The organism is Peribacillus sp. NPDC096540 (assembly GCF_050278525.1).
In the GTDB taxonomy this organism is placed as follows: domain Bacteria; phylum Bacillota; class Bacilli; order Bacillales; family DSM-1321; genus Peribacillus.
This window is the reverse complement of sequence record NZ_JBNNTG010000030.1, coordinates 50,627-70,089: the sequence shown is the minus strand read 5'-3', so window position 1 is coordinate 70,089 and position 19,463 is coordinate 50,627. Positions and strand designations below refer to the sequence as shown.

20 protein-coding genes are annotated in these 19,463 nt (G+C 39.8%); all 20 read right to left on the bottom strand.

Annotated features, from left to right (window positions below):
• Positions 1-225 precede the first annotated feature (225 nt).
• Entirely contained in the window at positions 226-1,005 is a 780-nt protein-coding gene (gene codY / locus ACQKMR_RS21820; RefSeq protein ID WP_053345318.1) for a GTP-sensing pleiotropic transcriptional regulator CodY, read from the bottom strand.
• 109 nt (positions 1,006-1,114) lie between these two features.
• Positions 1,115-2,524, bottom strand: coding sequence for an HslU--HslV peptidase ATPase subunit (gene hslU / locus ACQKMR_RS21815; protein WP_427699192.1), 1,410 nt, complete (start codon positions 2,522-2,524; stop codon positions 1,115-1,117).
• 13 nt (positions 2,525-2,537) lie between these two features.
• Complete coding sequence (gene hslV / locus ACQKMR_RS21810; protein ID WP_056526739.1) at positions 2,538-3,065, bottom strand: HslVU peptidase proteolytic subunit; 528 nt, start codon at positions 3,063-3,065, stop codon at positions 2,538-2,540.
• Between the two features lie 20 nt (positions 3,066-3,085).
• A complete protein-coding gene (xerC, locus tag ACQKMR_RS21805) occupies positions 3,086-3,988 on the bottom strand; it encodes a tyrosine recombinase XerC (protein ID WP_427699191.1) in 903 nt (300 codons plus the stop codon).
• Positions 3,989-4,047: 59 nt separating this feature from the next.
• The gene (gene trmFO / locus ACQKMR_RS21800; RefSeq protein ID WP_427699197.1) at positions 4,048-5,370 is read right to left on the bottom strand and encodes an FADH(2)-oxidizing methylenetetrahydrofolate--tRNA-(uracil(54)-C(5))-methyltransferase TrmFO; all 1,323 of its coding nucleotides are present in this window, start codon (positions 5,368-5,370) and stop codon (positions 4,048-4,050) included.
• A gap of 417 nt (positions 5,371-5,787) precedes the next feature.
• Complete coding sequence (gene topA, locus ACQKMR_RS21795; RefSeq protein ID WP_427699190.1) at positions 5,788-7,863, bottom strand: type I DNA topoisomerase; 2,076 nt, start codon at positions 7,861-7,863, stop codon at positions 5,788-5,790.
• Positions 7,864-8,128: 265 nt separating this feature from the next.
• Complete coding sequence (gene dprA / locus ACQKMR_RS21790; RefSeq protein WP_427699189.1) at positions 8,129-8,995, bottom strand: DNA-processing protein DprA; 867 nt, start codon at positions 8,993-8,995, stop codon at positions 8,129-8,131.
• Positions 8,996-9,115: 120 nt separating this feature from the next.
• A complete protein-coding gene (gene sucD / locus ACQKMR_RS21785; RefSeq protein ID WP_427699188.1) occupies positions 9,116-10,018 on the bottom strand; it encodes a succinate--CoA ligase subunit alpha in 903 nt (300 codons plus the stop codon).
• 18 nt (positions 10,019-10,036) lie between these two features.
• Complete coding sequence (gene sucC, locus ACQKMR_RS21780; RefSeq protein WP_427699187.1) at positions 10,037-11,197, bottom strand: ADP-forming succinate--CoA ligase subunit beta; 1,161 nt, start codon at positions 11,195-11,197, stop codon at positions 10,037-10,039.
• 510 nt (positions 11,198-11,707) lie between these two features.
• Positions 11,708-11,980 (bottom strand): EscU/YscU/HrcU family type III secretion system export apparatus switch protein, encoded by a 273-nt coding sequence (locus ACQKMR_RS21775; RefSeq protein WP_427699186.1) that lies wholly within the window; start codon positions 11,978-11,980, stop codon positions 11,708-11,710.
• Positions 11,977-13,890 (bottom strand): hypothetical protein, encoded by a 1,914-nt coding sequence (locus tag ACQKMR_RS21770; protein ID WP_427699185.1) that lies wholly within the window; start codon positions 13,888-13,890, stop codon positions 11,977-11,979. Before ACQKMR_RS21770 ends, ACQKMR_RS21775 begins: the two co-directional genes overlap by 4 nt.
• A 22-nt stretch (positions 13,891-13,912) precedes the next feature.
• Complete coding sequence (locus ACQKMR_RS21765; RefSeq protein ID WP_427699196.1) at positions 13,913-14,686, bottom strand: ribonuclease HII; 774 nt, start codon at positions 14,684-14,686, stop codon at positions 13,913-13,915.
• Between the two features lie 202 nt (positions 14,687-14,888).
• Positions 14,889-15,761 carry a ribosome biogenesis GTPase YlqF gene (gene ylqF / locus ACQKMR_RS21760; protein WP_053345306.1) on the bottom strand — a complete coding sequence of 291 codons (873 nt, stop codon included), beginning with the start codon at positions 15,759-15,761 and terminating at the stop codon, positions 14,889-14,891.
• A gap of 17 nt (positions 15,762-15,778) precedes the next feature.
• Positions 15,779-16,339, bottom strand: coding sequence for a signal peptidase I (lepB, locus tag ACQKMR_RS21755; RefSeq protein WP_427699184.1), 561 nt, complete (start codon positions 16,337-16,339; stop codon positions 15,779-15,781).
• 217 nt (positions 16,340-16,556) lie between these two features.
• Entirely contained in the window at positions 16,557-16,904 is a 348-nt protein-coding gene (rplS, locus tag ACQKMR_RS21750; protein ID WP_053345304.1) for a 50S ribosomal protein L19, read from the bottom strand.
• 130 nt (positions 16,905-17,034) lie between these two features.
• Positions 17,035-17,769: a tRNA (guanosine(37)-N1)-methyltransferase TrmD gene (gene trmD / locus ACQKMR_RS21745; RefSeq protein ID WP_427699183.1), complete on the bottom strand. Its 735-nt coding sequence runs from the start codon at positions 17,767-17,769 to the stop codon at positions 17,035-17,037.
• On the bottom strand, positions 17,769-18,287 hold the full coding sequence (gene rimM / locus ACQKMR_RS21740; protein ID WP_328113997.1) for a ribosome maturation factor RimM: 519 nt from the start codon (positions 18,285-18,287) through the stop codon (positions 17,769-17,771). Before rimM ends, trmD begins: the two co-directional genes overlap by 1 nt.
• 10 nt (positions 18,288-18,297) lie before the next feature.
• Complete coding sequence (locus tag ACQKMR_RS21735; RefSeq protein ID WP_053345301.1) at positions 18,298-18,684, bottom strand: YlqD family protein; 387 nt, start codon at positions 18,682-18,684, stop codon at positions 18,298-18,300.
• Positions 18,685-18,907: 223 nt separating this feature from the next.
• Entirely contained in the window at positions 18,908-19,138 is a 231-nt protein-coding gene (locus ACQKMR_RS21730; protein WP_053345300.1) for a KH domain-containing protein, read from the bottom strand.
• A 13-nt stretch (positions 19,139-19,151) separates the two neighbouring features.
• Positions 19,152-19,424, bottom strand: a complete 273-nt coding sequence (gene rpsP / locus ACQKMR_RS21725; RefSeq protein ID WP_053345299.1) for a 30S ribosomal protein S16 — start codon at positions 19,422-19,424, stop codon at positions 19,152-19,154.
• Positions 19,425-19,463 lie beyond the last annotated feature (39 nt).

Below are 19,463 nucleotides of genomic sequence, written 5' to 3'. Positions count from 1 at the left end.
GATGCAGGCGATGCTCACTTTCGCTGCCATGAATTTAAAGAAGATGGCCAATTGGACATGGCAAGGTCCAAAAATGGCCTAACATAGTGGGCTCGCAGAGACCCAATTCCTTAATACTGAGCAAAATTCAAAGGAAATTTCAAAAGGGGTTCGGAATGTTTTAATTCCGAACCCCTTTTATCTACAAACTGAGGCAGCCCTTTTCAAGGACTGCCTTTTTCTCTGTTAGTTATTTTTCAGTTTTTCTAGTTCTAGCAGGAATTTATCATTCAATACTTTGATATACGTACCTTTCATACCAAGTGAACGTGATTCGATAACCCCTGCACTTTCTAATTTTCTCAATGCATTAACGATTACCGAACGAGTGATACCAACACGATCTGCAATTTTCGATGCTACAAGTAGACCTTCATTACCTTTAAGCTCTTCAAAAATATGCTCAATAGCTTCTAATTCGCTATATGATAATGAGGAAATGGCCATTTGAACTACCGCTTTACTACGTGCTTCTTCCTCGATTTCTTCGGATTTCTCACGAAGAATTTCCATACCGACTACAGTTGCACCATATTCAGCTAAGATTAAGTCGTCATCGTGGAATTTCTCTTGTAAACGAGCAAGAACCAATGTTCCTAAACGTTCTCCTCCACCCATAATCGGTACGATTGTTGTTAATCCAGTTGCAAAAAGTTCTTTGTTTTCAACTGGGAAAGCAGTGTATTCACTTTCGATATCCAGGTTAGAAGATGTTTCTGGAATATTAAATAAGTTTTTAGTATACACTTCAGGGAATTGCTTATCTTCTAACATTTTGTACATACGTTCATTCTCGATTTGCTGACTTACTGCTATGCCGAGTAATTTTCCACGTCGGCTGACGACGAATACATTTGCTTCGATAACTTCACTTAAGCTTTCTGCCATTTCTTTGAAGTTAACTGCTTTTCCTGCTGCTTTTTGGAGCATTGCATTAATTTTCCTTGTTTTTGCTAATAAGTTCATTTGATTTGTTCCTCCTAAAAAATACCATGGTTCACAATAGACTATGAAATTGTATTTCCGTAATTTTATGTTCATTGCATGGGCAAACATATTGCCATTTGTTTCATTCTTAAAGGATAAACTGGCTTAAATCTTTATTTCGAGCGATCGATCCTAGTTTTTCTTCGACATACTGAGGCGTGATAGTAATCTTCTCCATCGTGATTTCCGGAGCTTCAAACGACAGGTCTTCAAGAAGCCGCTCTAAAATAGTATGAAGGCGTCTTGCACCAATATTGTCTGTGTTTTGGTTTACCTCAAAGGCTACTTCAGCTATCTTACGAACAGCATCGTCAGAAAATTCAATTTCTATACCTTCAGTTTCTAACAAAGCTACATATTGTTTTAACAAAGCATTGTCTGGTTCATGTAGGATTCGAACAAAGTCATCTACAGTTAATTTGTTCAATTCTACACGGATCGGAAACCTCCCCTGTAATTCAGGAATAAGATCAGATGGTTTAGCCATATGGAAGGCCCCAGCCGCAATGAACAGCACATGATCCGTTTTAACCGAACCATATTTAGTCACAACTGTCGAACCCTCGACAATTGGAAGAATATCCCTTTGGACACCTTCTCTCGAAACGTCCGCCGATGAACCCCCTGATTGCTTACTGGCAATTTTATCGATTTCATCGATGAAGATAATCCCGTTCTGCTCAGCACCGTACACAGCATCCGAAGTAACTTCATCCATATCAATCAATTTTGCCGCTTCTTCATTCGTTAAAACTATTCTCGCTTCACTGACCTTTAATTTACGCTTCTTACTTTTCTTAGGCATCAAGCTTCCTAACGCATCCTGCATATTCATACCCATTTGTTCCATTCCCGAACCTTGGAGCATATCAAACATTGAAGCGGCCTGTTCTTCCACTTCAACCGTGATCATTTCATTCTCTAACTCACCATTAGCCAGTTTATCAGCTACAATGTTTCTTTTTTGCTGCAGATTTAAATCTTCGGAATTTTCATCCGGATCCTGCTCATCTTGATTGTTACTACCTCCAAAAAAGACTTCTAGAGGATTCTTAAAATTGCTCTGTTTTTTTGTAGATGGCACTAATAATTCTATTAAACGGCGATTCGCATTTTCTTCTGCCCGTTCTTTTACGCTGGCCATCTTTTCTTCCTTCACGAGGCGGACAGATGTCTCTACCAAATCACGCACCATGGATTCTACATCCCGGCCGACATATCCAACTTCGGTAAATTTCGTTGCTTCAACTTTCACAAAAGGAGCACCAACCAATTTAGCCATTCTCCGAGCAATTTCTGTTTTCCCAACGCCCGTCGGTCCAATCATTAATATGTTTTTCGGAACGACTTCATCACGAAGTTGATCCGATAGAAGGGAACGGCGGTATCGATTCCGGAGAGCCACTGCCACTGCCCGTTTTGCCTCCCGTTGTCCCACGATATACTGATCCAGTTTTTCAACGATTTGCCTCGGTGTTAAATTAGCTTTTTTTGACATTATGCGCTCCTCCTTACAACTCTTCCACGATTATATTCGTATTCGTAAACACACAAATTTCCGCTGCAATTTGTAAAGATGATTGGGCGATTTCCTTGGCTGATAAATACTCACTAGAAAAACGCTTTAATGCCCTGCCGGCTGCCAGTGCATAATTTCCTCCTGATCCTATTGCAAGAATCCCGTCATCCGGTTCAATTACTTCTCCGGTACCAGAAACAAGAAGCAAATCATTTTTATCCATGACGATTAACATCGCTTCCAGCTTTCTTAGTACATTATCACTTCGCCATTGCTTCGCCATTTCGACAGCAGCACGTTGAAGGTTGCCATTATACTCTTCAAGCTTAGCTTCGAACATCTCAAATAAAGTGAATGCATCTGCAACCGACCCTGCAAAACCTGCAAGGACATTACCATTAAAGATCTTTCTTACTTTCCTTGCTGTATGCTTCATCACTACTGAATTTCCTAAAGTAACCTGCCCATCACCGGACATGGCACATTCACCTTTATGATGCACTGCAAATATCGTTGTCATAAAGTGTCCCCTTTCAACATTTAAGCTCGCGGATGTGATGCATTGTAGACTTTTTTTAATTGGTCTTTTGTAACATGCGTATACACTTGCGTTGATGAAATTTTTGAATGACCAAGCAATTCCTGAACCGTACGTATGTCCGCCCCATTATTTAGTAGGTGTGTAGCAAAGGAATGCCTTAGCATATGGGGGTGAAGACTTCCATCTGCGGCTGACTTTTTAATCAATTCATTTAATATATAGCGAACTCCCCTAGCTGTCAGAGGGTCTCCACGAAAATTAACAAATAAATAAGCATGCGCCTTAGCGTCAGACGAAGTCAATTCCATCCTAGCTGTGCGTATGTATAAATCTATCGCTTCCTGAGCATAACTTCCAACTGGAACGTAGCGATCTTTCTTCCCTTTTCCATGGACGAGTACTGTACCTAGGGACAGGTCGATATCCTGCAGTTTAACTTCGCAGCACTCACTTACGCGAATGCCCGTAGCATACAGTAATTCCAAAAGTGCAGCGTTCCTTTTTCCTATCGGTGAATTTTTCTTTAAAGAAGAAAATAACTGATTCATTTCTTTCTCATAAAGAAAGCGTGGTAGCTTTTGATCCTTTTTAGGTAAAGAAACAAGAGAAAAAGGATTATCCTTCACATCACCTTCACGTAATAAAAATTTATAAAAGCTCCGCAGGCAAGATGTTTTTCTTGCCACAGTTCGCTTAGAAAGTTTTTTCTCATATAAATTCGTTAAAAACAACCGGATATCAAAATATTCGACAGACGTGACATCGATAACCCCTTGTTCATTCAGGAACAAAAAATATTCGTGAATATCCCGTTTGTAATTTTCAATGGTGTAATGTGAACTGTTTTTTTCTATTTGTAAATATTCGATGAAGGATGATAATGCCTTATTTTGATTAATCATGGAAACACCTCGCAAAGGCTAATAAATAGTATCATACTTTAAAACTCCAGGCAAATATTTTACAAAGTTTTCACAAAGTTCTGAATTGTGTCTAAAGCGCGTTTGGCATGCATTTCATTCCGATCTTTTTTCGCTTTGATTCTTACTTCAAGGTCTGGAAGCAGGCCAAAGTTGGCATTCATCGGCTGAAAGCTCTTTCCATTTGTCGATGTTATGTACCGAGCCATACTACCCATTGTCGTTTCGGCAGGGAAAATGGCAGGCTCCAACCCTTGGATAATTCTCGCAGCATTGATACCCGCAACTAATCCTGATGCAGCTGACTCTACATATCCCTCGACACCAGTCATCTGACCGGCAAAGAATAAGTCATCGCGATTTTTGAACTGGTACGTAGGTTTTAGGACGTTTGGAGAGTTTATGAAAGTGTTTCGATGCATTACTCCGTAACGAACAATTTCAGCATTTTCCAATCCTGGTATAAGCTGAAGTACTTCTTTTTGCGGTCCCCATTTTAAATGTGTCTGAAAACCAACAATGTTGTAAAGAGTACCAGCTGCATCATCCTGGCGTAGTTGGACTACAGCGAATGGTCGTTTTCCTGTTTTCGGATCTTCTAAACCAACAGGCTTCAATGGTCCGAATAACATCGTTTTCTTCCCGCGTGACGCCATCACTTCAATTGGCATACAACCTTCGAAAAAGATTTCTTTTTCAAATTCTTTAAGAGGAACAGTTTCAGCAGAAATTAATGCTTCATAGAAACGGTCAAACTCTTCTTCCGTCATCGGACAATTCAAATAGGCTGCTTCCCCTTTATCATAACGGGATTTCAAATAAACCTTATCCATATTGATGCTTTCTTTTTCAAGAATTGGAGCAGCTGCATCATAGAAATATAAGTATTCTTCATCCATAATCTGCTTTAAGCTGTCAGATAGAGACTGACTTGTAAGCGGACCAGTGGCAATGACAGTAGGACCTTCAGGGATATCTAGCACTTCTTCATTAATGACAGTAACATTTGGATGATTTTTCACCTTTTCCGTAACAAGACTGGCAAATTCATGACGATCGACAGCTAATGCACCTCCGGCAGGAACAGCACAGGCGTCTGCTGCAGACATAATAACAGAATCCAAAATCCGCATTTCTTCTTTTAAAACACCTACTGCATTTGTTAAGGTATTTGCCCGAAGTGAATTAGAACAAACAAGCTCAGCGAATTTGTCGGTATGATGTGCTGGTGTTTGTTTTACCGGCCGCATTTCGTATAAATCGACTTTAATTCCTCTTTTAGCCAATTGCCACGCTGCTTCACTTCCTGCAAGCCCAGCACCGATTACACTTACTTTTGCTTCTTTCATTTTTCGAACCTCCATGTATAGATATGATAAGACAGGATGATTTATCATTAAAATCGCTTTTATAAAGGACATCATTTTTAACGATATATATGTATTTTACCCATAAAATACTCGTTCCTGCTGACGATAATTGTAAACCCTATGCCATCAATCCGGCATTCTTCCTACAACCCAGGTTTTCTAAGATGGATAACGGACACAAAGAGGAATTATATCTTTAAAATAATACACTTGTCCACTGAATTTTACATTACATGACCCAAATAAAAAAGTTTCAGGCTTTATCCAATTTCTTCTTGGAAATAAAATCCTCTTATTATGATGATAGCACACATCCATAAACATAAAGAAACTCGGCAGATGCCGAGTCCACATATTATTTAGAGTTTCTCTATTGAACATAGAAATATGGGAGCATATAGACCACCTTTTCTAAGCTTGAGGTGTTTCTTTGAAATCACAATCCATACACTGTACCTGCACGCCTTTTTTGAGTTTTTTCTCAACAAGCGTACCTTCACATTTTGGACAACTACGAGGTAGAGGTTTATCCCATGAAATGAAGTCACATCCTGGATAGGTATCACAACCGTAAAACAGTCGGCGCTTTTTACTTTTCCGCTCAATGATGTTGCCTTCTTTACATTTCGGACATTTCACTCCAATTTCTTTAACGATTGGTTTTGTGTTACGGCAATCCGGGAAATTACTGCAAGCCATAAACTTTCCATATCGACCCATTTTAAAGACCATCTCATGACCGCATTCTACGCAATCTTCCCCTGCAGGCTCATCTTTAATTTCAATTTTCTCCATTTCGACTTCCGCTTTAGCCAAATGAATAGCGAAATCTTTGTAAAATTCGTCAATGACCTTAATCCATTCAATGCTTCCTTCTTCGACACTATCAAATTCCTGTTCCATCTTAGCTGTGAATTCTGCATCAAGAATATCCGGGAAGAATTCACGTATCAATTCAAGGACAATTTCACCTAGCTCAGTCGGGATAAATCGCTTATTATCAAGGGTAACATAGCCTCGTTTTTGAATCGTATCCAATGTAGGAGCATATGTAGACGGCCGGCCTATGCCTAGTTCCTCTAGTGTTTTGACAAGACGCGCCTCTGTATAGCGTGGCGGTGGCTGTGTGAAATGCTGCTTCGGTTCGACATCTTTTGAAAAGAATTGATCTCCTTTTTTTACATCTGGAAGGGCATTTTCTTGTTCTTCCACTGAGTCATCCGAACCTTCAACATATACCTTCATGAAACCTGGAAATTTAATTTTAGAACCATTTGCCCGGAAAATGACATCACCATTGTGAAGGTCAATGCTCATTGTATCCATTACAGCCGAAGACATTTGACTTGAAACAAAGCGTTCCCAAATTAATTTATATAAACGGAATTGATCTCTAGATAAAAACTCCTTCACTAAGCTTGGTTCACGTAATGTGCTTGTGGGTCTAACCGCTTCATGCGCGTCCTGAGCATTTGTCTGTTTTTTCTCTTTGCGCTGTTCAACCTGAACATAAGCATCACCATAACTGTTTTGAATGAAGCTATGGGCTTCCTGCTTGGCAACATCCGAAATCCGGGTTGAATCCGTTCTCATATAAGTAATTAGCCCGACTGTGCCTTCTTTTCCAAGCTCAATTCCTTCATAAAGCTGCTGAGCGAGCATCATTGTTTTCTTGGCCCTGAAATTCAATTTACGAGCTGCTTCTTGTTGTAAGGAAGATGTCGTAAAAGGTGCAGCTGGATTACGCTTTCTTTCCTTTTTCGTCACAGTACCAATGGTAAATTCGCCGCCGTTTAAAGAAGCAAGTACTTTCTTGACATCTTCTTCCGTGTTTAATTCTTTCCGTTCACCACCAAGGCTGAAAAAGGAACCTTCAAACTGTTCTTTTCCTTTTACAAAATCCGCCTTGATTGTCCAATACTCTTCCGGTACAAAGTCTTTGATTTCTTTCTCTCGGTCAATAATCATCCGAACAGCAACCGATTGAACTCGTCCTGCACTTAAGCCTTTTTTCACTTTTTTCCACAAAAGCGGGCTGATATTATATCCGACCAAACGATCCAATATTCTCCTTGCTTGCTGTGCATCAACCAACTTCATATTAATGGGTCTCGGTGATTTAAATGATTCTTTGATCGCTTCCTTCGTAATCTCATTGAATACGACGCGGCAATCTGAATTAATGTCGACATCTAGACTGTGTGCTAAATGCCAGGCAATTGCTTCACCTTCTCTGTCGGGGTCAGCTGCGAGATAGATTTTTTTCGCTTTTTTTGCAGCTGTTTTCAATTCTTTTAGAACCGGGCCTTTGCCGCGGATAGTTATATATTTAGGCTCATATTCATGTTCAACATCGACACCCATTTGACTTTTAGGCAAATCGCGTACATGCCCCATGGAAGCCTTTACTTTATATTTTTTTCCTAAGTAACGTTCTATTGTTTTCGCCTTTGCGGGCGATTCCACAATCACTAAATATTCTGACATCCAATAAATCCTCCTCAAAGAGGTAATATAAATCTTCACTATTATTAATCATTCAAAATTCATTTGTCAACACCTCTTTATTTTTCAAAGCATACTGATTTATTTAATTTTAGGTATTTTAACAAGAGGTGTCATTTGCAAAACTTATAACAGTTTTACAATATTTTCAACCTTTTTGTCTAAAATTTCAACCTATTCATCTAAAAAAGTATCATTTTTGCTATTTCCTTTTCAATTTTTCCGTATATCTTCTATATTATTATGTTCAAAATTCTTCCTCAATCTGTAACGAACTCAAAACAAGTTTGGCTCCATCTTGAATTAATTGATTGGCCCCTAATGATTCTGGACTTGATACGTTACCTGGAAGTGCAAATACCTCTCTGCCATGTTCCAGAGCTGCCTGTGCAGTTATTAGTGAACCGCTCTTTTCTTTAGCTTCTACCACAAATACTCCTTTGGATAATCCACTAATTATACGATTGCGAAGAGGAAACATCCAAGGTTCCGCCCTCATCTCCGGTGGAGTCTCAGATAGTAATAACCCTTTATTGCTTATTTCTCTTGCAAGCGAGATATTAGATTTGGGATAAATTCTCAATAGCCCTCCACCTAAAACTCCAATCGTATTACCCCCTTCATCCAATGTGACTTTGTGTGCAGCCGCATCGATTCCAGCTGCCACTCCACTGATGATGACAAAATCTTTGCGCACAAGTGGTGGTAAAATCGTTTTTAAGGCCTCTAGTCCATACGAGGTTGGCTTACGTGTTCCAACGACACCTAAAGTACTCTGATTCTCTAGAAGCTGTTTATTGCCTTTAAAATAAAGCACCCACGGGGGATCAAATATCTGCTTCAGTAAAAATGGGTAATCTTCATCAAACACAGTCAGACATTTAATCTGGTGATATTCGTATTGCCTTACCTTTTCAATCGTATTAAGAGAATGTAAATCTTTCAGAAAGAGATTTAATTTATTTGAAGGTATGGGAAGGATTTTCACCCATTCGGTGTAAGTGGTTGTGAAAAGGGAAGAAAGAGATGGATTAAAGGCCATAATTGTTTGGATCGTTTTCCATCCTGCTCCACGGCAATGATGGAGGTGGATTAATTTTTCTTTCCTGTTCAATTAGAAACACCCCTAATCGGAATTTTTTAAAAGAAGATATATTGCGGTCGTTAAAATGTGTTTCGGGGAGATTGAAGTGAAATAAAGACCGACCCAAAAAACAGGTCGGCCCATCTTAGATTAGTGTGTTTTGCAAGGTTCATACATGTCTTTTTCTTTAAGGACAGAAATCAAAGTTTCGCCCATAACGGATGGAGTCTCTGCTACTTTGATACCGCATTCATTCATAACGCGGATTTTCTCATCAGCTGTTCCCTTACCGCCTGAAATAATAGCACCAGCATGTCCCATACGTTTACCGGCTGGAGCCGTGCGGCCACCAATAAACCCGACAACTGGCTTCGTCATATTTTCTTTCACCCAGATCGCTGCTTCTTCTTCTGCTGTGCCACCGATTTCCCCAATCATGATCACCGCATGAGTTTCTGGATCTTCATTGAATGCCTTAAGTACATCAATAAAATCAGTTCCGTTAACAGGATCCCCACCGATACCGACAGCGGATGATTGTCCAATGCCAGCTTGTGATAATTGGTGAACCGCTTCATACGTCAAAGTTCCAGAACGAGAAACCACGCCTACATGACCTTTTTTATGGATATACCCTGGCATAATACCAATCTTACACTCTTCCGGAGTAATAACACCCGGACAGTTTGGTCCAATTAAACGAGTTTTTTTGCCTTGCATATATCGCTTCACCTTAACCATGTCAAGGACAGGAATGTGCTCCGTGATACAAATTACAAGATCAAGCTCTGCATCAACTGCTTCAAGAATGGCATCCGCTGCAAATGGAGCAGGTACGTAGATAACAGATGCATTTGCTCCGGTTTCAGTGACAGCTTCGGAAACTGTATTAAATACAGGTACCCCTTCCGCTTCTGTTCCACCTTTACCCGGAGTTACTCCACCCACGATCTTCGTGCCGTATTCCAACATCTGTTTTGTATGAAATAATGCTGTTGAGCCAGTGATTCCCTGAACGATCACTTTCGTATCTTTATTAATATAAACGCTCATTATGTTCCCCCCTGCCTATTATCCTACAAGTGATACTATTTTTTGTGCTCCATCTGCCATTGATTCAGCAGCCGTAATATTTAAACCAGACTCTTTCAAAATCTTTTTCCCAAGATCCACATTCGTTCCTTCAAGACGAACAACAAGAGGGACATCCAAGCCTAGCTCTTTTGCAGCAGCTACGACACCTGTCGCGATGATGTCACATTTCATAATTCCTCCGAAGATATTTACAAAGATACCTTTTACTTTTTGATCAGATAGGATGATTTTGAAAGCCTCTTTTACTTTTTCCTCTGTAGCTCCGCCCCCAACGTCAAGGAAGTTAGCAGGGTCTCCCATATAGTGTTTAATGATGTCCATCGTTGCCATTGCAAGCCCCGCACCATTAACCATACAGCCGATATTTCCGTCAAGCGATATGTAACTAAGACCATGTTTAGATGCTTCAATTTCTTTAGCATCTTCTTCATCTAGATCACGGTAATCCGCAATGTCTTTTTGGCGATAAATCGCATTATCATCGAAATTCAATTTAGCATCTAGTGCCATTACATTGCCGTCGCCTGTCACAACTAATGGGTTGATTTCAGCAATTGAACAATCCTTTTCAACGAAAGCTGTATATAAGTTGACCATCAGTTTAGACGCCTTATTTATTAGTGAAGCCGGAATGTTGATATTGAAAGCAATTCTTCGTGCCTGGAAGCCAGTTAAACCGACAACCGGATCGATCACTTCCTTGAAAATTTTCTCTGGAGTTTTTTCAGCAACTTCCTCAATTTCCGTTCCGCCTTCTTCAGAAGCCATCAATACGACACTATTTGTTGCACGGTCTAGGACCAGTCCAATATAATATTCCTTCGTAATGTCGCAGCCTTCTTCTATAAGTAAACGCTTAACTTCTTTACCTGAAGGTCCTGTTTGATGGGTCACCAGCGTTTTACCAAGAATCTCTTCTGCATATGTACGCGCTTCGTCAAGATTCTTCGCTACCTTAACTCCGCCGGCTTTCCCGCGGCCGCCCGCATGAATTTGAGCTTTGACGACAACAACATCTGTACCTAACTCCTTCGCTGCTTCTACTGCTTCATCAACAGTAAAGGCAACCCGGCCATTCGGAACAGATACCCCGTATTGTCTCAAAATCTCTTTCCCCTGATACTCATGGATATTCATTTCCCATCCTCCTTATCTACTAAAAAACAACTACCAAAAAACAACATTTAGATTTGATGCATGTTTTCTCTATCATATTACAACAAAATTCTCCTTCGTGCATGATTTTCTTTCGAAATGTTTCAAAAAAATTATTACGATATACTTCCTGGCCGGTGTATAAAATGGGAAAAACAGTGTCCACTAATATGTTTATTTTTTTAAAATAGTATTTAACCCGGTCCGAAATCTCCATTTTTAAAATAGCCATTTCATTTTTCATTTAGTATAAATACTTTGTTTACAAGCCTTTTTTCATCATTTTATTCATCTATCTTTTTCTGAAACATTATAGTTATCTTTCGAAAAAATTTTAAATCTTTAGAAAAGAAAAAGGACAAAGCCATAGCTTTATCCTTTTTCTGATAGTTTAGTATGTTTTTAATATAATAAAAATTTTTACGCGCATTCCCTAAAATTCTACATAAACCAACCATAAATTCACATATATCAATCCAAATAATTTAAGTCTTACCGATTCAAGTCCCGGTCAACTTTATAAATAAACGCAAATACCTCTGCAACCGCTTCATACAATTCTTCCGGAATCGTTTGATTAATATCCAATTGCCCCAAAAGTGAGGTTAACGACACGTCTTTTTGAACAGGAATATTCAGTTTCATTGCTTTATCTAGAATCTTTTCCGCAGTTTTACCTTTCCCCTTTGCCAAGATGACAGGGGATTTCGATATCTCCGGGTCATATTTTAAGGCGATCGCTTCTTTTCGTTTTTCATTCGTCATATCCGAATATCCACCCCACTATATGATTCTGTTTCTGAAAAAAGGGCGGATTTCAATTTTGAGTCAGTATTTTTTTTGCTCACTGGATTTTCAAATAAAACTCCGGATAATCTGTAATCCATTTTTTCCAGATTCGCTTTCAACATTGTAAGATAATCTCCGGCAGCTGCTTTTATTATTTTACTATGCTCATTAATGACCGTCACTTTTATGACCCGGTTTTGAACCTGCATGTCAATGACCGTTTCCTTAAGATTTTCTAACTCTAAATAAAACAGGACTCGACAATAATCGGGGTCTATCTTACCATCTTTTTTCCTTCCGCTCCATTGCAACGTTAAATCCGTTTGAGAAGACCCAAGATTGAGAGGTAATGTAAGGAGTAAGTTCTGCAAGGGGCCGTTTTCCTGTGAAAGAACCTGTTGAGCAGTAATTCGATTCAAAATTTGTTCTGCCAATTCCTTAACGGATACCGGATTTTGCTCGTTCAGAAGTTTAAGTAGCAACGGTTTGAGGGTCTCTAAATCCTTTGTTAAATCTTCCAAACCATCTCCAGGCATATTAGCAAGAGCATGTTCCAACTGTAGTCCAAGCATCTTCGTCCACTCTTTAAGTTGTTGTGCAACAGAGGCACCATCCGTGAAATCGATTGTTTGATATTCAGATTCCAGCAATTGTGCAAGCACTAATTTCTCAGCATTCGTAACGGAGAGCGCCTCAGGACGTTGCTTAAGCGATTGAATCAGTAGTTCTGTCACTTTACCCTTCGACTCGGTAACTTTCACTGTATCCTTATTTAAATGGGCTATCAGATCATTTACCTCTATTTCGGCACCCGCTATTCTATTTCCGGCTGATGCTTCTGCAAACGTACGCTCAAGCAAGCGGGATGCAAGAGCGGACAGTTCTTCTGAAGAAATGGCTTTTTGCTGAATTGATTTGATCTCAGTAGACGTTCTTGCTTCTACATAATCAAGACCGTTCAATAACCGATTTAGACTATATTCGACCTTTTCAACTTTCCCCAACGTTCCATTTTTTGCATCAGATAGCAATTGCAGTCCCTGTTGTAGTTTATCAGTCACTGAGTTCTTAGTAGATCCTGATATTTCCGCCGATTCGACAACTAATTTCTCCAAAAAGCTAGCCTCAGTAATCCCCATTGGAATGAAACCAGTCTTTTGAAGTAGGGAGAATGCCCCGGATTTCAATTCAGCTGATGCATTGGAATCGATCCAAGTGGTAACAAGTTTCTGTAAACCAGTTTGTTGAAGCTGATTCAGTTTAGTTACATGTAAAGAGTCTAATACCCCTTTTAGTTTTACTGATGTTTCCGAAACACTGTCCTGTAATTGTTGCTGCAGACCACTGAGCAATTTGTGAAAAGGTTCGCCTTTTGCTTGTGCCAACAACGCTACAAAAACATCTTTAACAAAAGGTAATTGCTGAAGAAACATTATTTTGATGATAGACAGCCCATATTCTTCCGAACCAGCAGATTTTACCCATTGCAGAGCGGACAAAAAAGTATCCTTTGTAATCGGGACTTGATTTTTCAGTAAATATTCGGCAAGCCTGGTTGCCTCCGGTTCTGGAGATATGCCAAGATGAGCGAGCAATTGTGAAGCCCCTCCCTTTAAATTAGAAAAGTTCATAATCGGAGAATCTAGTACTTTTAACACAACGTTCTCTTCATTTGGCTGCTGTACTTGAAACCAATACCTTTCTCCTGCCTGAAGTGGTGAATCGAGTGTAGCAATCATTTTTTGATGGCCAATCTGCACTTCCCCTGTTTGGTTAGGATAAATCCTGTTCACTTTTCCGAAAAGGATTTGTCCATTTTTCAAACTCGAACTTCCCTGTATTTCAATGGGTGAAGACACGGATTGACCGCTTGTTATCGATTGCATCTCTCTCGCCCTCTCTCTTAGCTTAGTCCTTCATTCGTGCGGCGATTTCCTTTACAGGTGCAAAACTTCTCCTATGCCAAGGTGTAAGCCCGTGATTATCGAGTGCTTCTAAATGTTGTTTTGTGCCGTACCCCATATGCTTTTCAAATCCGTATTCTGGATACGCTTCCCCATATTCCTTCATCATCCTGTCACGTGTCACCTTCGCGATAATAGAGGCAGCAGAGATAGAGATACATCTTGCATCTCCCTTTATGAGTGAAAGTTGAGGAATCGGCACTTCAAGTTCCATCGCATCAATCAGCAAATGATCCGGGAGTTCTGAAAGATTGTTCACCGCCGCAATCATGGCCTTTTTCGTAGCTTGATATATATTGATTTCATCAATTTCTTCGCTATGTACAATGCCCACCCCGATGGATAGGGCTTCCTTTACGATAGTCTCATAAAATAGTTCCCTCTTTGATTCAGGAATCTTCTTAGAATCATTTAGCCCTGGCAGATAAAAGGATTCCGGTAAAATAACTGCACTAGTCACAACTGGTCCCGCTAACGGCCCTCTTCCTACTTCATCGATACCGGAAAGAACTGAAAAGCCCTGTTTTCGCAGCTCCCGTTCAAACTCCGTCATTTTCATAAAATTATTCTTTACCTGTAACTCTTTTTCATAGGCTCTATGCCATTTACTTACTAAGTCCGTTACTCCCTTTCGTCCATCCTCCTGGCATTCTTGTAAGAACGAATCTTCTGGCATGCTTACTGTTTTTAACTTCGAAGAGATTTCTTTTATACTCATAGCAGTTTTCATCATTTATCACCTATCATTTTAATTATCGGCAGTCATGCTTCATTTCTACAGCTTAAACAAAAATACGGAGCGGAAAAGAGACATCAAAAAGTAAAAAAACCTTTTGACATCTACCTCCAGCTCCGTATCAACCCTATAAACTGACATTCCTTTTAAAAATCATGTCTGTGTTCTCTAACCTCAAAAGAAGTTATTCGGGGGTATTTTCTTCTTCTTTTTCTATCGGTAGCTCAAACGTGAGCGGACCCATCTTTTCAGAACGGATTTCTCGAACGACCAATTCTGCGGTTTTATCATAATCAATAAAGCCCCCAGATGCTAGACAACCTCTGAACTTTCCAACTGCATCAAATAATTCAAGCGTTTCTTGAGGAATTACATCCAGATTATAACGGGATTTCAAACGATCCGGATATTCTCTTTCTAAAAAGCGAAGGCCGTATAAAGAAACTTCATGCAAGTTTAAAATCGTATCTTTGATTGCTCCTGTTAGCGCTAGTCTTAAGCCAACTTCCTGATCCTCAAATTTAGGCCAGAGAATCCCCGGTGTATCCAGAAGTTCTAATTCCTTTCCTACTTTTATCCATTGCTGTGCTTTCGTAACACCAGGTGTATTCCCTGTTTTGGCAATGTTTTTTTTAGCAAGGCGATTGATTAAAGTCGATTTCCCTACGTTAGGAATACCGACAATCATAGCACGAATCGCACGCGGCTTAATTCCTCTTGATTCCATCCGGTCATACTTTTCTTTTAAAAGTTTCTTAGAGGCAGCTGTAATCTGGTTTAAGCCATTTCCTGCCTGTGAGTTAATAGCGATTGCCGTTTTACCTTGCGATTTATAATACTCAAGCCACTCATTGGTTTTTACCGGATCAGCCATATCAGCCTTATTCAAAAGGATAACCCTTGGTTTATGCTGTATGATTTCATCGATCATAGGATTTCGTGAAGATGCAGGAATCCGGGCATCCACAAGTTCAAAAATGATATCGATTAGTTTTAATTTTTCTGTTACTTCCCTTCTTGCTTTGGCCATATGGCCAGGGAACCACTGTATTGTCAATGGAATCAACCTTCCTACTATTCCGCCAATCGAAAGTCTTCAATCGGCCAATAAACTAATTTAGTTTTACCTAACACCTTATCGTAAGGAACAACACCAACCCCAATATGGCGGCTGTCCTTACTAAAACGGCGATTATCTCCTAAGACAAATAGATGGTCTTCAGGCACAGTTTCTTGTTCTATGACATCACTTAATGTAAATGATTCCGTCAAAGCTCCGCCATCTATCAACTGCTTTTTATATTCATCCAAGTATGGCTCTGCATAGGCTTTTCCATTCACGTAAAGCGTATCATCTTTATATTCTATTTTTTCGCCTGGCAACCCGATGACCCGTTTTATATAATCTTTGCCTTCAGGGGCTTCAAAAACAATAATATCGAATCTTTTCGGTTCACTAATTGAATAGGAGATTTTATTTACTAACATGCGGTCCGTGTCCTTTAATGTCGGCATCATGGAATTGCCGTCCACGACAATTGGAGCCAAGAGGAAATAACGAATCAGCGTGGCTGCTATAACCGCGATTATGACCGCCTTAGTCCATTCCCACAATTCATTTTTCTTTTTCGCCATCCTTATCCACCCTTTTAAAAGCATATCAACAATTATTTTAACATGTTGCGGAAGCTATAGCGAGCAGGATTCTTTATAGTCTTCACCCTGATGAGCGATTTTTTTTCTTCAAGTGCAAAAAAAGGAGCCTGTTAAACAAGCTCCTTTTTTGCATAATACTGTTTGGTTATTCACCATATGTGAATCATGGCAAACCCGCATAGAGATATTCGAAGAATTAACGACGAATTTCTTTAATACGTGCTTTTTTACCACGAAGTTCGCGTAGGTAATAAAGTTTCGCACGACGTACTTTACCGTGACGGATAACTTCTAATTGCGCAATTTTTGGTGTGTGAAGAGGGAAAGCACGTTCCACTCCAACGCCGTAAGAAATCTTACGTACTGTGAAAGTTTCACTAACTCCGCCGCCACGACGTTTGATTACAACGCCTTCAAACAACTGGATACGTTCGCGAGTTCCTTCAATAACCTTTACGTGTACACGTACTGTGTCACCAGGTCTGAATGATGGAAGATCTGTGCGAAGTTGTTCTTTTGTGATATCGTTAATAAGATTTTGCATCGATTTCAACTCCTCCTGGACGCTCTTACAAATACTAATTGTTTGCAGCGGAACATCGTTATAAGACTGAGCATTTTGCCCAAGTCACAAGGTATATCCTATCATACTCTAGGTGCCGATGCAATAGACATCAGTCTTCTTTTTGGATCTCTGATAATAATTTTTTTTCAATTTCCGAAAGTTCATAGCTTTCGAGCAAATCCGGTCGTCGGTTCCACGTTCTGCGTAGTGACTCTTTCATCCGCCATTCATCGATTTTTTTATGATTACCGGATATAAGCGGATCAGGAACTTTCATTCCCCTGAAATCTGCAGGTCTAGTATAATGGGGATGCTCTAACAAACCGGAAGAATATGAATCAAGAATCGGGGAGTCTACATTTCCTAACACGCCCGGTAGTAAGCGGACAACGCTGTCTATAATAACCATAGCACCCAATTCTCCACCTGTAAGCACAAAGTCACCTATTGATATCTCATCTGTGACAATATGCTCCCGTATGCGCTCATCATACCCTTCATAATGGCCGCAAATGAAAATAAGATGATCTTCTTTCGCAAACTCCTCAGCTTTTCTCTGCGTGTAACGCTCACCCTGTGGACATAGCAGGACAACTCGTGGAGTTTGTTCAGCGCGTCCTTTAAGGGCTTCTACGGCGTCAAAAATGGGTTGTGCTTTCAATACCATCCCTGCACCGCCACCATAAGGATAATCATCTACTGTCGAATGCTTATTGTCTGCATAATCGCGAAAATTGGTCACATTATAGCTGACAGCCTGTTTTTCTGCTGCCTTTTTTAAAATTGACGAGCCAAATACCCCTTCGAACATTTCTGGAAATAGCGAAAGTACATCGATTTTCATCAGTCTAAAAGCCCTTCCATCGGTGTGATGATAACTTTTTTAGCCGATATATCTACTTCTTTCACAATTTGATCAATATACGGAATCAAAATATCCTTACTGCCAGCTTTCTTAATGACCCAAACATCATTGGCGCCCGGCGTTAGAACCTCAATGATTTCCCCAATCTCTACACCTTCATCTGTAAACACCGAACAGCCGATGATTTCATGGAAGTAGAATTCACCTTCATCCAATTTACCTAGCTGCGCTTCCTTAATTTTCAAGACTCCATTCCGGAAAGCCTCGACCTGACCGACGTTGTAGTAGTTTTCAAACGTCAATAGGTTAAAGTTTTTATGGTTGCGATGCGACCTGATAATAAGTGGCAAAGGCTTTTTCTCTGTTTCTCTAAATAAATACAGCGTATTGCCTACTTTGTACCGTTTTTCCGGAAAGTCTGTTGATGAAATAACACGGACTTCACCTAAAAGACCATGTGTGTTGACAATTTTACCTACATTAAACCAATTTTCCATTCTTTCACCTCTAACGAATTTCCGAGACGATTCCATCTTTAATGACAATAGTCTTCGTTGTCATAAGTTCGTCCCAATCTGCCCCAATTTCTACCTCAATGATACTTTGAACTTCTCGTTCCTTCAGTTCGCTTCCAGTAGGAAGAATTTCTAACTGTTCCATTTGAAATTCAAGCAGTTTGATTTTTTCTTGCCTTTGGTTTATTTCTTTTTCAAAATGAGCACGGAGACTAGCGGGCTGAAGGTTCCGAGTTTTTTCAAGTTTTTTCAGTTCAAAACGAAGCTGTTCACTCTCTTTTTGAAGCTGCAGACGTTTTGATTTGTACTTCTCGAGGAGCTGATTCTTGCTGGATTCCGTTAATACTTGGTTAACGATTACATTTTGGAGAATTTTCATTCCAGCACCTCCTATTATCTATGATTTCTTATTTCATTCAAAAAATATGTATGATAGGGTAATCTTTTTGAAAAATGGGGGTCATTCTCTTAAGTATAACGTAAATCGGTAAAAGATGCGTCTTATAAAGGCGTAAAGTTTAAACTCCGAGTCTTATTTGAATATGGTTAAAGTCAGAATTTAACTTCTTGAAGTACAAAAAAAGGAGGGGTATTAGCCCTCCTTATTCGGAAATCTCCAAATAGATTTTCTTCTGCTGTGAGGATCCTGCTGCATATACCACAGTCCGAACCGCCTTAGCAACACGCCCTTGTTTACCGATGACCTTGCCCATGTCTTCTTTATGAACGGAGAGGACATAAACAATTCGGTCGGACTCTTCCTTCGAAGTCACGATAACCTCTTCCGGATAATCCACAAGCGCTGAAACAATTGTTTCAATTAAAGCTTTCATCAACTACCGTCGATTACTTGCTGTTTTTTGCAACATGGAATTTTTCCATGATGCCTTGTGTTGAGAATAAGTTACGAACTGTATCAGATGGTTTAGCTCCATCTTGTAACCATTTAAGAGCAAGCTCTTCGTTGATGTCAACTTTAGCTGGTTGAGTAACCGGGTTATAAGTTCCTACAACTTCAATGTAACGTCCGTCACGTGGTGAACGAGAATCTGCAACTACAATACGATAGAAAGGAGATTTTTTAGCTCCCATACGTTTTAAGCGAATTTTTACTGCCATTTTAAATAAGCACCTCCGAATAGTTTCACACAAGATAGT

What these genes read in the sequence shown, in the direction of transcription:
- codY (WP_053345318.1), bottom strand. Translation starts at nt 1,005, where the DNA reads ATGAACTTATTAGCAAAAACAAGGAAAATTAATGCAATGCTCCAAAAA.
- hslU (WP_427699192.1), bottom strand. Translation starts at nt 2,524, where the DNA reads ATGTCAAAAAAAGCTAATTTAACACCGAGGCAAATCGTTGAAAAACTG.
- hslV (WP_056526739.1), bottom strand. Translation starts at nt 3,065, where the DNA reads ATGACAACGATATTTGCAGTGCATCATAAAGGTGAATGTGCCATGTCC.
- xerC (WP_427699191.1), bottom strand. Translation starts at nt 3,988, where the DNA reads ATGATTAATCAAAATAAGGCATTATCATCCTTCATCGAATATTTACAA.
- trmFO (WP_427699197.1), bottom strand. Translation starts at nt 5,370, where the DNA reads ATGGAGGTTCGAAAAATGAAAGAAGCAAAAGTAAGTGTAATCGGTGCT.
- topA (WP_427699190.1), bottom strand. Translation starts at nt 7,863, where the DNA reads ATGTCAGAATATTTAGTGATTGTGGAATCGCCCGCAAAGGCGAAAACA.
- sucD (WP_427699188.1), bottom strand. Translation starts at nt 10,018, where the DNA reads ATGAGCGTTTATATTAATAAAGATACGAAAGTGATCGTTCAGGGAATC.
- sucC (WP_427699187.1), bottom strand. Translation starts at nt 11,197, where the DNA reads ATGAATATCCATGAGTATCAGGGGAAAGAGATTTTGAGACAATACGGG.
- ACQKMR_RS21775 (WP_427699186.1), bottom strand. Translation starts at nt 11,980, where the DNA reads ATGACGAATGAAAAACGAAAAGAAGCGATCGCCTTAAAATATGACCCG.
- ACQKMR_RS21770 (WP_427699185.1), bottom strand. Translation starts at nt 13,890, where the DNA reads ATGCAATCGATAACAAGCGGTCAATCCGTGTCTTCACCCATTGAAATA.
- ACQKMR_RS21765 (WP_427699196.1), bottom strand. Translation starts at nt 14,686, where the DNA reads ATGAGTATAAAAGAAATCTCTTCGAAGTTAAAAACAGTAAGCATGCCA.
- lepB (WP_427699184.1), bottom strand. Translation starts at nt 16,339, where the DNA reads ATGGCGAAAAAGAAAAATGAATTGTGGGAATGGACTAAGGCGGTCATA.
- rplS (WP_053345304.1), bottom strand. Translation starts at nt 16,904, where the DNA reads ATGCAAAATCTTATTAACGATATCACAAAAGAACAACTTCGCACAGAT.
- trmD (WP_427699183.1), bottom strand. Translation starts at nt 17,769, where the DNA reads ATGAAAATCGATGTACTTTCGCTATTTCCAGAAATGTTCGAAGGGGTA.
- rimM (WP_328113997.1), bottom strand. Translation starts at nt 18,287, where the DNA reads ATGGAAAATTGGTTTAATGTAGGTAAAATTGTCAACACACATGGTCTT.
- ACQKMR_RS21735 (WP_053345301.1), bottom strand. Translation starts at nt 18,684, where the DNA reads ATGAAAATTCTCCAAAATGTAATCGTTAACCAAGTATTAACGGAATCC.
- ACQKMR_RS21730 (WP_053345300.1), bottom strand. Translation starts at nt 19,138, where the DNA reads ATGAAAGCTTTAATTGAAACAATTGTTTCAGCGCTTGTGGATTATCCG.
- rpsP (WP_053345299.1), bottom strand. Translation starts at nt 19,424, where the DNA reads ATGGCAGTAAAAATTCGCTTAAAACGTATGGGAGCTAAAAAATCTCCT.